Origin of the sequence: Microcoleus sp. K5-D4, from assembly GCF_036704575.1 — a bacterium.
Taxonomy (GTDB): Bacteria; Cyanobacteriota; Cyanobacteriia; order Cyanobacteriales; family Microcoleaceae; genus Microcoleus.
The window spans coordinates 1-15,896 of record NZ_JAUBSD010000045.1; the positions used below are offsets into that span (position 1 = coordinate 1).

Sequence of the window (15,896 nt, forward strand, 5' to 3'; positions counted from 1 at the left end):
CTTTTCTTGTTTTATTGACCCTACATTAGATTCTTCTGAGTCCTTGTGTCAAGCCTAATTGAGATGCTCTTACCCTGACTTCTTGTGTAAGTTATTTAATTCTCATTCCTAATTCTCTCGGCGACAACAATTTGTATGTTTTTTTGAGTGATAGCTCAACCGCATATCCAAGGCAGATAACGCAGATCAACGCAGATATTTTAAGGATAATTTGCAATTTTTGCAATCTTGTCTTATAACGTAGTTAACACAAGAGGATTGTCTTATGATTCAGACAAAAACTAAACTAACATTTGCAGACTTCCTGCAAAATTACCCAGATGGATCTGGTATCTACGAACTTGTAAATGGGGAGATTGTCAAAGTGGAAGCAACCATATCTCATAAAAATGTGGCACGATTTCTTGTTAAGTCTTTCGACAGAGAAAGCGAGCGCTTGGGGCTTGACTATATCGTTGACAAAGATATAGTTTTAAGAACTGTAACAGCTTCAGGACAAGAGCAAGGCAGAAATCCTGATGTCGGCGTGGTTAAGGCATCAGTATGGAACAGCAATGTACGTGGCTACGGAGCCCTTACCGAACCTATCCAATTAGCAGTAGAAGTTACCTCAACTAACTGGGAAGACGACTATGTGGATAAACTAGATGAGTATCAAAGGCTCGGCATTTGTGAGTATTGGATTCTGGACTATTTAGCGATCGCTTCTAGGGCTTATCTAGGAAATCCCAAAATTCCCACAGTTTTCGTTTACTCTTTGGAAAATGGCAGTTATGTAATTCAAAGTTTTACAGGTAATGAGCGCATTATCTCTAAAACTTTTCCCGAACTAGAAATCACAGTCGAGCAACTTGTACTCAGCAGCCAAATTCAAAACATTTAGAGAAACGAGATGAGATTACACCGAAAAAAAATTATCTTGGAAAGAGTGTTTTTATGCCTCCCTTCCATTACTCTTTACTATTTTCACCCTTCTCAAAAACAGGTAAGATGCCTGTTGCAAAAATACTATATTGGACTGTAGTGTGGGCATCTTGCCTGCCCGTAAGTTACTCCCTACTGTTTGCTTTCCTGTTGCTATTTTCCTCGAAAACCTTCGCCCAAATTATTCCCGATAATACCCTGGGCCCGGAAAGTTCGCGGACAGTTCCCGATACTATCAATAACATACCCTCAGATAGAATCACTGGCGGCGCAACTCGCGGCGTTAACCTCTTTCACAGTTGGCGCGAATTTAACATCCGTGAAGGGCGGGGAGCTTATTTTGAAAATCCCAGCGGAATTACCAACATATTCACCCGCGTTACTGGCGGAAATCCTTCTAATATTTTAGGAACTCTGGGAGTTTTGGGAAACGGCAATTTATTCTTAATTAATCCGAAAGGAATTATATTCGGACCTAATGCGCGGTTAGATTTGCGCGGTTCGTTTATCGGTTCAACCGCTGACAGTATTGTGTTTAATAACGGCTTTGAATTCAGTACCACCAACCCACAAACATCTGCCCTGTTAACCGTTAATATTCCCGTTGGTTTAAGATTTAGAGACAATCCCGGTGCAATTGTCAATCAATCGACGGCTGTAGGGAAGGTAAATCTCCCAGCCTCTGCTGTGCCAATCCCAATTAGCGATCGAGTTGGTTTAGCAGTAGAACCAGGTCAAACTTTAGCACTGATTGGTGGCGACATTCAACTGCAAGGCGGCAATTTAACCGCCAGCGGCGGACAAATTTTACTCGGTAGCGCAGCCAATCCCGGTTTAGTTAATTTTGCAATGACAGCGGGGGAAAAGGGAAATTTAACTTTAAATTATGACAATATTCAAAACTTCGGCAATATTCAAATATCCGATGGAACACTCATCAACACTAGCGGCATCGGTGGCGGCAGAATAGAGTTAAAAGGTGGAAATGTCGCCCTCAGCGGGGCGCGAATTTATGCGCTGACACTGGGAAATATTGATGGTAGAGGTATCGATATCAGCGCCCAAAAGTTGCGAGTGGAAAATGGCACGCAATTTTCTACTTTGACTTTAGGAGATGGTGCAGGAGGTAATATCAACTTCCGTGCTGCTGATTCAGTAGAAATGATCGGGCTGGGAGTGGAGGGCTATCAACAGGTTGCAATTAAATATTTAGTATCGGGAACTACAGACCCATTTGACCCGCTAATGACGCTGTTTAATGCTAGTGCTGGTGCTGGTTCGGGGGGGAATATTACGATCGACACCGGCCGCCTGCTCTTCAACAATGGGGTAGTAGGTAGCGGCATTGCTTTTGGCGGTGGAAATGGCGGCAATTTAATTATTCGTGCCAATACTTTTGAGATGGTGGGTTCTGGAATTAACAACGGGACAGCTAAAGAAAGTAGCGGTGCGGGAGGAAGCATTAGTCTTGATGTCGCGAAATTAATTATGCGCGACGGTTCTATTCTGGGTAGCACAAGCTACAGCAGCGGCCCGTCGGGGAATATTAACATTAATGCTGCTGAATCAGTAGAATTGTCTAACAGCGGCCCGACAACGGTTGTGTCAACCGGAATTAGCACCCTGAGTATCGCATCTAACGGCAGGGCGGGGAATATTAACGTCGATACCAAGCGGTTGACTCTCTCTGGAGGTTCGGCGTTTACATTAGGAACGGGTGTTTTAGTTGGCAGGTTTTTGTTTTCTCAGGAGGGCGGGCCTGCTGGAAACTTAACAGTTAGGGCTACTGAATCAGTAGAAATTTCAGGCATTTCTCAACTTTTGAGCAGCGGAATTCAGAATGCGAGTGCATTGACTTCTGGAACTTTGAGTTCGAGTCGGGGTGGGGATATTCGTATTGATACGCCAAGCCTAACCGTGCGGGATGGGGGGATAGTTTCTACGAGTTCTTTGGGGGTGGGAGATGTGGGGAATATTACTGTTAATGCCGATCGCATTGAGGTCAGCGGCAGCGGAAATAATGGTCTGTTTGTCAGTACAATTGATGCTTCGGTGGGCAAGATATTTGGGACTAATCCCCAGGCGACGGCAAATGCCGGTTCGTTGAATCTGAATGCCGATCGACTAATTGTCAGAGATGGAGCTACAGTGACAGTGCAGGCTACGGGAACCGGACGCGCTGGTAATATTAATGTTGTCGCAAATTCGATCGCTCTTGACAATAAAGCGATGATTGACGGCACGACTGTATCCGGTACAGGAGCAAATATTAACCTGCAAGCGCGAGACATCCAATTGCGCCGCAACAGCCGAATTACCACCGATGCAGGCACTTCTGACGGCGGCAATATCAACATCAACAGCGACATTCTTGTCGCCCTCCCGCAAGAAAACAGCGACATTACAGCCAACGCCCGCACAGCAGGCGGCGGCCGGGTGAATATCAATGTTCCCAATGTTTTTGGTTTTACAGCAGCGAGTCGCGAACAAGTCAGAAACAGGTTGGGGCTCAGTGACGCCGAATTTGCAGCGTTGCAAGTAAGTGCTACATCTCTGCTTCCCAGCAGCGACATCGCGGCGATTTCCCAAAGTGGCGGCCCGGCTTTGCAAGGGGCGGTAACATTTAGTTCTGTTGGAGTGAATCCCGTTCAAGGTTTAGTGGAACTGCCACAAAATGTGGTCAATCCGGCTGCGTTAATTGCTGCAAATCCCTGCATCCAAGGCGCCGAGAGCGAGTTTACTGTGACGGGGCGGGGGGGATTGCCACCGAGTCCTAATGAAGTTCTCAGCAGCCATTCTAGCCAGTTTAATTGGGTGGAACCAGCGGTAGGTGGGAGTCAGCAAGTAGAAAGCCCCCTAGCATCCATAGAAGTTCGGCCAACAGAAATTATTCCCGCTCAAGGTTGGGTAATGGACGATCGAGGACAAGTAAGGCTGGTAGCCTATAATTCTATTGGTGGTGCATCTATTCGCAGTCCGAAACCGACGCGTGTTTGCGTACCTCAATAGGTACTCTTCAGGTTTTAGCTAATCCCTCGCTATTTTCCTAATACCAAATTAACCAGACTTCAAAGATGTGCCGCCAATCTTCCGCCCTATTTTTTGCATTCTTGCTGCAGTTTCCTTTCCCCGCGATCGCTCAAATCATCCCCGATAATAGCTTGGGTGCAGAAAGTTCGCGTACAGTGCCCGATACTATCAACAACTTACCCTCAGATAGAATAGAAGGCGGTGCAATTCGCGGCGTTAACCTCTTTCACAGCTTGCGCGAATTTAACATCCGTGAAGGGCGGGGAGCCTATTTTGCCAATCCTAACGGGATTGCGAATATTTTTACCCGCGTTACTGGTGGCAACCCTTCTAATATTTTAGGAACTCTGGGAGTTTTGGGAAACGGTAACTTGTTTTTAATTAACCCAAAAGGGATTGTTTTTGGTCCCAACGCTCGGTTAGATTTGCGTGGTTCATTTTTAGCAAGTTCTGCTGATAGCGTAGTTTTCGATAATGGTTATCAATTCAGCAGCCGCAATCCCGAATCAGTACCCCTATTAAATGTCAATATACCTATCGGTTTAAATTTTCGAGAAAATTCGGGTAAAATTATTAACTATTCAGCAGCACCAGCTTTTAATTTACCACAATTACCCCCAGAAATTCCGCCGATTTTCAATAAAATGGGCGCTTCAGTTGCTCCCGGACAAACTATCGCTCTAGTGGGCGGAGATATTGAATTAAATCAGGGAACACTCACTGCATCTACCGGACAAATTTTGCTGGGTAGCGTCGCTAGTCCGGGGATGGTTGGATTGGGGGCAACGCCATTTGGATTAAGTTTAAACTATGACAATATTTCTAACTTTGGTAATATTGAAATAACCAACGGCTCACTGATAAATACCAGTGGAATCGGTGGTGGCAAAGTCGATATTCGAGGTGGAAATGTCAACCTCAATAATGGGCGAATTTATGCACTGACTTTGGGAAATATTGATGGCAGGGCGATCGATATTAACGCTCAACAGTTTCGGGTCCAAGGTGGAGCGCAAATCTCCACGCTGACAGCAGGAAGTGGTGCCGGAGGCGCTATCAACATCCGCGCTACCGACTCAGTAGAAATGAACGGAATTGGATTAGATAACTATAGAGTGTTTGGTGGTAACTATACGGTATCTGGCTCTTTCGACCCTTTTGACCCACAACTTCTGCTGATAACTGGCACTAATAGCATGGGAGCCGCCGGAAACATCACGATCGACACGGGACGATTGCTGATGGACAATGGAAGCGCATTGACTACCACCACGTTAGGTGCTGGCAACGCCGGAAATATAACCATCCGTGCCGGGGTTTTAGATATGCTCGCTTCTGCAATCCACAGCGGCCCACTTTTGGGGAGTACCGGTAGGGGAGGAAATATCACCTTTGAGGGAAAACGTTTAACCGTAAGCGATGGTGCTAGTGCGATCAGCATCACCCGCGGTGAAGGAGGAGCGGGGAATATCAACATTAAAGCTTCGGAATCAGTAGAAGTGCTGCGGACTCCCACTGGAAGTCCCGTAGCAAGTTTAATTGGCTCAACTGCCAGCGGTGTGAATGGGGAAGCTGGGGACATTAATATCGACACGAAGCGGTTGAGGATTTCTGACGGAGGCGGGATTAGTTTATCTAGCGGAGCAGTTGTGGGCAACCAACCCTTGAATACAACTGGGGGGCCCGGAGGTAATTTGACAGTTAGGGCCACTGAGTCAGTAACAGTCGAGGGTTTTTCTGGAGTTTTGGCGAACGGCAGTCGGAATCCCAGTTTCATCTGTGCTGATGCCAACACTGCTAATCGGGGAGGGAGTATCAACATTTCTACACCTGTACTGACTCTGCGGGGTGGGGGAGTTATTAGCACTGCATCTTTAGGCAGCGGAGAAGCGGGAAGCATCACGATTGATGCGGGGCGTGTAGAAGTTATTGGGAATGGGGGTCAAGGTGAATTTAACAGTCAAATTCAGACTTCCGTTGGGATTGCCTCTGAGCTTATAGATCCTAATGCTACGGCTAACGGAGGTTCGTTGAATCTAAATGTCGGGGAGTTGATTCTTCGCAATGAAGGAACACTCAATCTGCAAGCTTTGGGATCGGGACGCGCTGGTAACATTAACGTCAAAGCAGACTCAATTTTTCTTGACAACCAAAGCAGCATTGACGGTAGAACGGCATCCGGTCCCGGAGCAAATATTAACCTTGAAGCACGAGATATCCAGTTGCGCCGAGGCAGCAGAATTACAACGGATGCAAGTATTTCTGAGGGTGGTAATATCAACATTAAAAGCGATATTCTGGTCGCCCTCCCGCAAGAAAACAGCGACATCACAGCCAATGCGCGATCGGCTCAAGGTGGTAGGGTTAATATTAATGTCCCCAATGTTTTTGGGTTTACATCAGTCACTCGCGAACAGGTGCGAGCGACTTTGGGATTAACAGATGCTGAATTTGCAGCGTTGCAAGTAAGTCCTACATCTTTAATTCCTACCAGCGACATCGCCGCGATTTCCCAAAGTAGCGGCCCGGATTTGCAAGGTAATGTAACATTTAGTGCTTCTGGGGTGAATCCTGCTCAAGGTTTAGTGGAACTGCCGCAAAATGTGGTCAATCCGGCTGCGTTAATTGCTGCAAATCCCTGCACGCAAGGGGCCGATAGCGCATTTACGGTCACTGGGAAAGGAGGAGTGCCACCAAGTCCTAATGATGCCCTCAGCAGCCCTCTATCGCCGTTGCCTTGGGTGGAACCAGCGGTAGGTGAAAGTCAGCAAGTAGAAGGCCTCATAGCATCCATAGACGTTCGGCCAACAGATATTATTCCCGCTCAAGGTTGGGTAATGGACGATCGAGGACAAGTAACGCTGGTAGCGTATAATGCTGGTGGTGGTGCATCTCTTCGCAGTCCGAAATCGACGGGGGTTTGCGTACCTCGATAGGTACTCTTCAGGTTTTAGCTAATCCCTCGCTATTTTCCTAATATTAAATTAACCAGACTTCAAAGATGCAGCGCCAATCTTCCGCCCTATTTTTTGCATTTTTACTGCTGTTTCCTTTCCCCGCGATCGCTCAAATCATCCCCGATAATAGCTTGGGCGCAGAAAGTTCACGGACAGTTCCCGATACTATCAAAAACTTACCCTCAGATAGAATAGAAGGCGGTGCAACTCGTGGCGTTAACCTCTTTCATAGCTTGCGCGAATTTAACATCCGTGAAGGGCGGGGAGCCTATTTTGCCAATCCCAGCGGAATCACCAACATATTCACCCGCGTTACGGGTGGCAATTCTTCTAATATTTTAGGTGTCTTGGGAGTCCAAGGAAATGCCAACTTATTTTTACTTAATCCCAAAGGAATTGTCTTTGGTCCCAACGCTCGGTTAGATTTGCGCGGCTCATTTGTCGGTGCAACCGGTAGCGGAATTCTCTTTGATAATGGCTTTGAATTTAGTGCAGCTAATTCTAATGCAGTGCCATTGTTAGCAATCAATATTCCTGTGGGTTTAAGATTTAGAGACAATCCCGGTACAATTGTCAACTCTTCCCAAACAAAGGCTCCTACCTCAGCCTTACCACCACTACCCATAGAAATTCCTGCTTTTGAAAAACTCGGTTTGGCCGTAGATCCCGGTCAAACTTTAGCATTAATTGGCGGTGACATTCAACTCCAAGGAGGAAATCTAACTGCTTATACCGGACAAATTCTTCTGAGTAGTGTCAATAGTCCAGGTTTAGTGCAATTTGAACCAACAGCTTTAGGTCTGAATTTAAACTATAGCAGTATTCAGAACTTCGGCAATATTGAAATGAACGGTGCATTTATAAATACCAGCGGATTAGGAGGTGGGAAAGTCGATATTCGAGGTGGAAATATTAATCTTAATGGTTCAGGAATTTATGGACTGACACTCGGAAATATAAATGGTAGAGGCATTGACATCAATTCCCAAAACTTGCGAGTAGAGGGGGGGTCGCAAATTTTCGCCTCCACATTAGGAGAGGGGAGAGGAAGCGATATCAACATCCGCGCTACTGACTCAGTAGAAATGATCGGGTTGGGAATTGAGGGCTATCAGCAGCTTACAGAAAATTTTCAGACATCTGGAACAGGCAACCCCTTTATTTCGCAAATTGTTCTGTTCACTAGCACTATTGGCAGTGGAGCAGCCGGAGATATTAACATTGAAGCCGGACGGCTGTTGATGAGCAATGGGGTAGTGGCTGGTGCCCCCACCTTTGGTGCTGGGAATGGCGGAAATTTGACTATCCGCGCCAACACGGTCGAACTCATCAGTTCAACGCTCTATAACGGAACAACGAACGAAAGCACTGGTCAAGGCGGAAACATCTCTGTTGAAGCGCAACGGTTAATACTGCGCGATGGCGGTGCGTTTGCCAGCTTCAGCCTTAGTGATGGAGCATCGGGGAATATCGCGATTAAAGCGAGTGAATCGGTGGAATTATCGGGTAGTCTTCCTGTAGGTCTAGGGCAAACTCGGCTCGGCACGAATACTTTTGATGGGAATGGAAAAGGTGGGGATATTACGATCGACACTAAGCGGTTGAGTGTTTCTAATGGAGCCACAATTAGTTTAACGACTGGTGCAATTTTTGGCGAAGCCGTGTTTTCTACAAGTGGGGGGACGGGAGGAAATTTAACTGTGAGAGCCTCCGACTCTATAGAAGTGAGTGGTGAGTCACGATTTTTGGAGAATGCGGGCTATGTAGCAAGTTCTTTTGTTACTCAAACTGCAAGTTCTGGTAGAGGTGGAGATATCCGCCTGTCAACACCTAAACTAACTGTGCAGAATGGCGGCGTTATTTCTGCGGCTTCTTTGGGTATAGCAGATGCAGGAGATATTACAATTAATGCCGATCGCTTACAAGTGCAAGGTATTGGGAGTAACAGTGGGTTGAGGAGTGGAATTGAGGCCTCGGCTGGTAGGGCGTTTAATGCTGTCAATTCCAATGCTAGCGGAAATGCAGGCTCGTTGAATTTGAATGCTAATCAATTGATTCTTCGGGATAGTGCAGTTGTTAATGTTCAATCTTCAGGAACAGGTAGGGCTGGCAATATTAACGTTGTAGCGAACTCCATTGCCCTGGACAATAAAAGCATAATTGATGGCACAACGGTCACTGGTTCCGGTGCTAATATTAACCTGCAAGCGCAAGATATTCAGTTACGGCGCGGTAGCCGAATTACCACCGATGCAGGTGTTTCTGAGGGCGGTAATATCAGAATTAATAGCGATATTTTGGTAGCTTTACCGCGAGAAAATAGCGATATTACAGCTAATGCTCGCACAGCTAGGGGCGGACAAGTTACGGTCAATGTACCAAATATATTTGGCTTTACAAGCCTTAACCGCGAACAAGCCAGGAGTAATTTGGGATTAACAGATGCTGAATTTGCAGCGTTGCAAGTAAGTCCGACTTCTCTAATTCCTACTAGCGATATTGCGGCGATTTCCCAAAGTAGCGGCCCGGATTTGCAAGGTAGTGTAACATTTAGTGCTTCTGGGGTGAATCCTGCTCAAGGTTTAGTGGAACTGCCGCAAAATGTGGTCGATCCCGCTGCTTTAATTGCCGCAAATCCTTGCACGCAAGGGGTCGATAGCGCATTTACCGTCACTGGCAAAGGAGGAGTGCCACCGAGTCCTAATGATGCCCTCAGCAGCGCAGCATCGCCGTTTCCTTGGGTGGAACCAGCGGTAGGTGGAAGTCAGCAAGTAGAAGGCAAAAGAGCATCCATAGACGTTCGGCCAACAGAAATTATTCCTGCTCAAGGTTGGGTAATGGATGAGCAAGGAAAAGTGACGCTGGTAGCGTATAATTCTGGTGGTGGTACATCTCTTCGCAGTCCGAAATCGACGGGTGTTTGCGTACCTCGATAGGTACTCTTTAGGTTTTAGCTAATCCCTCGCTATTTTCCTAATATTAAATTAACCAGACTTCAAAGATGCAGCGCCAATCTTCCGCCCTATTTTTTGCATTTTTACTGCTGTTTCCTTTCCCTGCGATCGCCCAAATCATCCCAGACAGCAGCTTGGGTGCGGAAAGTTCACGGACTATTCCCGATACTATCAACAAATTACCCTCAGATAGAATCACTGGCGGTGCAACTCGCGGAGTAAATTTATTTCACAGTTTACAACAATTTAACGTGGGTGAAGGCAGAGGAGCATATTTTGCCAATCCTAACGGAATTGCGAATATTTTTACCCGCGTTACGGGTGGCAATCCTTCTAATATTTTAGGTGTGTTGGGAGTTCAAGGAAATGCCAACTTATTTTTACTCAATCCCAAAGGAATCGTCTTCGGCCCCAATGCGAGGCTAGATTTGCGTGGTTCATTTTTAGCAAGTTCTGCTGATAGCGTAGTTTTCAATAATGGCTATCAATTCAGCAGCAGCAATCCGCAATCATTACCGCTGCTAAATGTCAATATACCTATTGGTTTAAATTTTCGAGAAAATCCGGGAAAAATCATTAACTCTTCAGCAGCGCCCGCCTTGAATTTACCACAATTACCCCCCGCAATCCCGCAGATTTTCAAGAACATAGGCTTAGCAGTGGAGCCCGGAAAAACAATCGCCCTAGTAGGCGGAGATCTGGAATTAAATCAGGGAACACTCACTGCCTCAACCGGACAAATTTTGCTGGGTAGTGTCGCTAGTCCGGGGATGGTTGGATTGGGGGCAACGCGATTGGGATTAAGTTTAAACTATGACAAGATTTCCAACTTTGGTAATATTCAAATAACGAACGGCTCACTGCTCAACACCAGTGGAATCGGTGGCGGCAAAGTCGATATTCGAGGTGGAAATGTCAACCTCAACAATGGGCGAATTTATGCACTGACTTTGGGAAATATCGATGGCAGGGGCATCGATATTAACGCTCAACTGTTTCGGGCCCAGGGTGGGGCGCAAATCTCCACGCTGACAGCCGGAAGTGGCGCGGGAGGCGCTATCAATATCCGCGCTACCGATTCAGTAGAACTGATCGGGATTGGATTTGAGAGCTTTCAAAACTTTGTCAAAAATTATACAATCTCTGGAAAAATCAACGCTTTTGACCCACAGATTCTGCTGGAAACTAGCACTGCTGGCATGGGAGATGCGGGAAACATCTTAATCGATACCGGACAACTGCTGATCAACAATGGAACCGTATCGGGTAGCGCTACATTAGGTGCTGGCAACGCCGGAAATATGACCCTCCGTGCCAGGGTTTTCGATCTGGTCGGTTCAGGGATCAACACCGGCACACTCGCGGGGAGTACGGGTAGGGGAGGAAATATCAGCTTTGAGGGAGAACGTTTTATCGTACGCGATGGCAGTGCGCTCATCAGCACCACTCGCAGTGAAGCACCATCGGGGAATATCAACATTAAAGCTTCGGAATCAGTAGAAGTGCTGCGGACTCCTCCTCGAAGTCCCGTAGCAACCTTGATTGGTGCAACCGCAATCAGCATTAATGGGAAAGCCGGAGACATTTATATCGACACGAAGCGGTTGAGGATCTCTGAAGGGGGCGGAATTAGTTTATCTAGTGGATCGGTTGTGGGCAACCAACCGTTGAATACAACTGGGGGGCCAGGAGGTAATTTAACAATTAAAGCTACTGAGTCAGTCAGACTAGAGGGTATTTCTGGAGTTTTGGCGAATGGCAGTCGGAATCCTAGTTTCATCTCCGCTGATACCAACTCTGCTGCTCGGGGAGGGAGTATGAACATTTCCACACCTTTAGTAATTCTCCGGGATGGAGGACTTATTTCTACTGCATCTTTAGGCAAAGGAGATGCCGGAAGCATCACGATTGATGCGGGGCGTGTAGAAATTATTGGTAATGGCGGTCAAGGTGAATTTAACAGTCAAATTCAGACTTCCGTTGGGATTGCCTCTCGCGTTAGAAATCCCAATGCTATGGCTAACGGAGGTTCGTTGAATCTGAATGTTGGGCAATTGATTCTTCGCAATGGGGGAACTCTCAACCTGCAAGCATTGGGTTCAGCACGGGCTGGTAACATTAACGTCAAAGCAGATGCAATTTCCCTTGACAATCAAAGCAGCATTGACGGGAGAACTGAATCCGGCGCCGGAGCAAATATTAACCTCGAAGCACGGGATGTTCAGTTGCGCCGAGGCAGCAGAATTACAACTGATGCAAGTATTTCTGAGGGTGGCAATATCAACATTAAAAGCGATATCCTGGTCGCCCTCCCCAACGAAAATAGCGATATTACGGCTAATGCGCGATCGGCTGCCGGTGGTCGCGTTAATATTAACGTCCCCAATGTTTTCGGGTTTACATCAGTAACTCGCGAACAGGTGCGAGCGACTTTGGGATTAACAGATGCTGAATTTGCAGCGTTGCAAGTAAGTCCAACTTCTCTAATTCCTACCAGCGATATTGCGGCGATTTCCCAAAGTAGCGGCCCGGCTTTGCAAGGTACTGTAACATTTAGTGATTCTGGGGTAAATCCCGCTCAGGGTTTAGTGGAACTGCCGCAAAATGTGGTCGATCCGGCTGCGTTAATTGCGACAAATCCCTGCATCAAAGGGGCCGAGAGCGAGTTTACCGCTACTGGGAAAGGAGGAGTGCCACCGAGTCCTAATGATGTTCTCAGCAGCAATTCTAGCCAGTTTAATTGGGTGGAACCAGCGGTAGGTGGAAGTCAGCAAGTAGAAGGCTCCCTAGCATCCATAGACGTTCGGCTAACAGAAATTATTCCCGCTCAAGGTTGGGTAATGGACGATCGAGGACAAGTGACGCTGGTAGCGTATAATTCAGGTGGTGTTGCATCTCTTCGCAGTCCGAAACCGACGGGTGTGTGCGTACCTCAATAGGTACTCTTCTGGTTTTGGCTAACCCGTCGCTATTTTCCTCATACTAAATTAACAGGAATTAAAAGATGCCCCGCCAATCTTCCGCCCTATTTTTTGCATTCTTACTGCTGTGCCCTTTCCCTGCGATCGCCCAAATCATCCCAGACAGCAGCTTGGGTGCAGAAAGTTCGCGTACAGTTCCCGATACTATCAACAACTTACCCTCAGATAGAATCACTGGCGGTGCAACTCGCGGAGCCAATTTATTTCACAGTTTACAACAATTTAACGTGGGTGAAGGCAGAGGAGCATATTTTGCCAATCCTAACGGAATTGCGAATATTTTTACCCGCGTTACGGGTGGCAATCCTTCTAATATTTTAGGTGTGTTGGGAGTTCAAGGAAATGCCAACTTATTTTTACTCAATCCCAAAGGAATCGTCTTCGGCCCCAATGCGAGGCTAGATTTGCGTGGTTCATTTTTAGCAAGTTCAGCAGATAGCGTAGTTTTCGATAATGGGTATCAATTCAGCAGCCGCAATCCCCAATCAATACCGCTGCTAAATGTCAATATACCTATCGGTTTAAACTTTCGAGAAAATCCGGGAAAAATCATTAACTCTTCAGCAGCACCAGCTTTTAATTTACCACAATTACCCGCTGGAATCCCGCCGATTTTCAATAACATGGGCTTAGGAGTTGAGCCAGGAAAAACTATCGCTCTAGTGGGCGGAAATCTTGAATTAAATCAGGGAAATCTCACTGCATCAACCGGACAAATTTTGCTCGGTAGCGTCGCTAGTCCGGGGATGGTTGGATTGGGGGCAACGCGATTGGGATTAAGTTTAAACTATGACAAGATTTCCAACTTTGGTAATATTGAAATAACTAAGGGTTCATTGATCAACACCAGTGGAATCGGTGGCGGCAAAGTCGAGATTCGAGGTGGAAATGTCAACCTCAACAATGGGCGAATTTATGCGCTAACTTTGGGAAATATCGATGGTAGGGGCATCGATATTAACGCTCAAAATTTTCTAGCCCAAGGTGGGGCGCAAATATCCACTCTGACAGCCGGAAGTGGTGCCGGAGGCGCTGTCAATATCCGGGCTACCGACTCAGTAGACATGAAGGGGATTGGATTGCCTCTGTATACAGTTTTTGCCGGTAAGTATTTGCTATCTGGATTGATCGCCCCTTTTGACCCCCAACTTGTCCTAAGCACTGGCACTGCTGGCAGGGGAAATGCCGGAAGCATTACAATCGACACCGGAAAACTGTTGATGAACAATGGAAGTGTATTGACTAGCGGCACCTTCAGTACGGGTAACGCCGGAAAGATAACCATCCGTGCTAGGGTTTTCGATCAAGTCAGTTCTGCGGTCAACAGTGGCACATATACCGGGAGTGCGGGTGAGGGAGGAGATTTTTCCTTTGAGGGAGGGCGTTTAACCGTAAGTGATGGTTCTGCTTTACTGACCATAACTCGCGACCGAGGATCATCGGGGGATATTTACATTAAAGCGAATGAAGCAGTAGAAGTGCTGCGGACTCCTCCTCGAAGTCCCGTAGCAACCTTAATGGCTTCAACTGCTGGCGGTGTGAATGGGCAAGCTGGGGACATTAATATCGACACGAAGCGCTTGAGGATTTCAGACGGAGGCGGAATTAGTTTATCTAGCGGCTCAGTTGTGGGCAACCAACCCTTTAATACAACTGGGGGGCAAGGAGGTAATTTGACACTTAGGGCTACCGAGTCAGTCACAATAGAGGGTATTTCTGGAGTTTTGGCGAACGGCAGTCGGGGCCCCAGTTTTATCTCCGCTGATGCCAACGCTGCTAATCGGGGAGGAAGTATGAATATTTCTACACCCGTATTGACTCTCCGAGGTGGGGGCGTGATGACTACTGCATCTTTAGGCAAAGGAGAAGCCGGAAGCATTACTATCGATGCGGGGCGTGTGGAAATTATTGGTAATGGCGGTCAAGGTGAATTTAACAGTCAAATTCAGACTTCCGTTGGGATTGCCTCTCGCGTTAGAAATCCCAATGCTACGGCTAACGGAGGTTCGTTGAATCTGAATGTTGGGCAATTGATTCTTCGCAATGGGGGAACTCTCAATCTGCAAGCATTGGGTTCGGCACGGGCTGGTAACATTAACGTGAAAGCAGACTCAATTTCCCTTGACAATCAAAGCAGCATTGACGGGAGAACTGAATCCGGCGCCGGAGCAAATATTAACCTTGAAGCACGGGATGTCCAGTTGCGGCGAGGCAGCAGAATTACAACTGATGCAAGTATTTCTGAGGGTGGCAATATCAACATTAAAAGCGATATTCTGGTGGCTCTCCCCAATGAAAATAGCGATATTACGGCTAATGCGCGATCGGCTCAAGGTGGCCGCGTTAATATTAATGTCCCCAATGTTTTTGGGTTTACATCAGTCAGTCGCGAACAGGTGCGAGCGACTTTGGGATTAACAGATGCTGAATTTGCAGCGTTGCAAGTAAGTCCGACTTCTCTAATTCCTACCAGCGATATTGCGGCGATTTCCCAAAGTAGCGGCCCGGCTTTGCAAGGTAGTGTTACATTTAGTTCTTCAGGAGTGAATCCTGCTCAAGGTTTAGTTGAACTGCCGCAAAATGTGGTCGATTCCGCTGCGTTAATTGCAGCAAATCCCTGCATCCGAGGGGCCGGGAGCGCATTTACCATCACTGGGAAAGGAGGAGTGCAAACAAGTCCTAATGATGTTCTCAGCAGTGCGCCAGCGCCGTTGCCGTGGGTGGAAGAGGCAGGAAGAGGGAATCAAGAAGAAGGGATTGAGATCGAGGGGGGAAGAGGTTCGAGGGAAGAAGGCATCCGGCAAGAGGAAGTTGTTCCGGCGCAAGGTTGGGTGGTGAATGCGAAAGGAGAAGTTATGCTTGTTGGATATAATCCGGGTAATGCTGCTGACTCTCGCAATCCTCGGCAGAATTCTGGTTGTGTGCCGCGTTGAAATTGTTTTTTTTTAAACCGCAGATGTAGACGGATTAACGCGGATTAACGCAGATAAAGAATAAGATTGATTAGGGTTAATTAGTGTGTGTCTGCGACTGTAATTTTATTTTTAAAA

6 protein-coding genes are annotated in these 15,896 nt (G+C 46.9%); all 6 read left to right on the forward strand.

The features are described from left to right. The first annotated feature begins 265 nt into the window (after nucleotides 1-265). A complete protein-coding gene (locus tag QUA77_RS15530) occupies nucleotides 266-883 on the forward strand; it encodes a Uma2 family endonuclease (RefSeq protein WP_333042819.1) in 618 nt (205 codons plus the stop codon). Between the two features lie 107 nt (nucleotides 884-990). Further along, on the forward strand, nucleotides 991-3,933 hold the full coding sequence (locus QUA77_RS15535) for a two-partner secretion domain-containing protein (RefSeq protein WP_333451018.1): 2,943 nt from the start codon (nucleotides 991-993) through the stop codon (nucleotides 3,931-3,933). A 65-nt stretch (nucleotides 3,934-3,998) separates the two neighbouring features. Beyond that, entirely contained in the window at nucleotides 3,999-6,890 is a 2,892-nt protein-coding gene (locus QUA77_RS15540; RefSeq protein ID WP_333451020.1) for an S-layer family protein, read from the forward strand. A 65-nt stretch (nucleotides 6,891-6,955) separates the two neighbouring features. After that, nucleotides 6,956-9,847, forward strand: coding sequence for an S-layer family protein (locus tag QUA77_RS15545; protein ID WP_333042814.1), 2,892 nt, complete (start codon nucleotides 6,956-6,958; stop codon nucleotides 9,845-9,847). Between the two features lie 65 nt (nucleotides 9,848-9,912). After that, nucleotides 9,913-12,804, forward strand: a complete 2,892-nt coding sequence (locus QUA77_RS15550; RefSeq protein ID WP_333451022.1) for a two-partner secretion domain-containing protein — start codon at nucleotides 9,913-9,915, stop codon at nucleotides 12,802-12,804. Nucleotides 12,805-12,869: 65 nt separating this feature from the next. Then, nucleotides 12,870-15,779, forward strand: a complete 2,910-nt coding sequence (locus QUA77_RS15555) for a two-partner secretion domain-containing protein (protein ID WP_333451025.1) — start codon at nucleotides 12,870-12,872, stop codon at nucleotides 15,777-15,779. The last annotated feature ends 117 nt before the right edge of the window (nucleotides 15,780-15,896 follow it).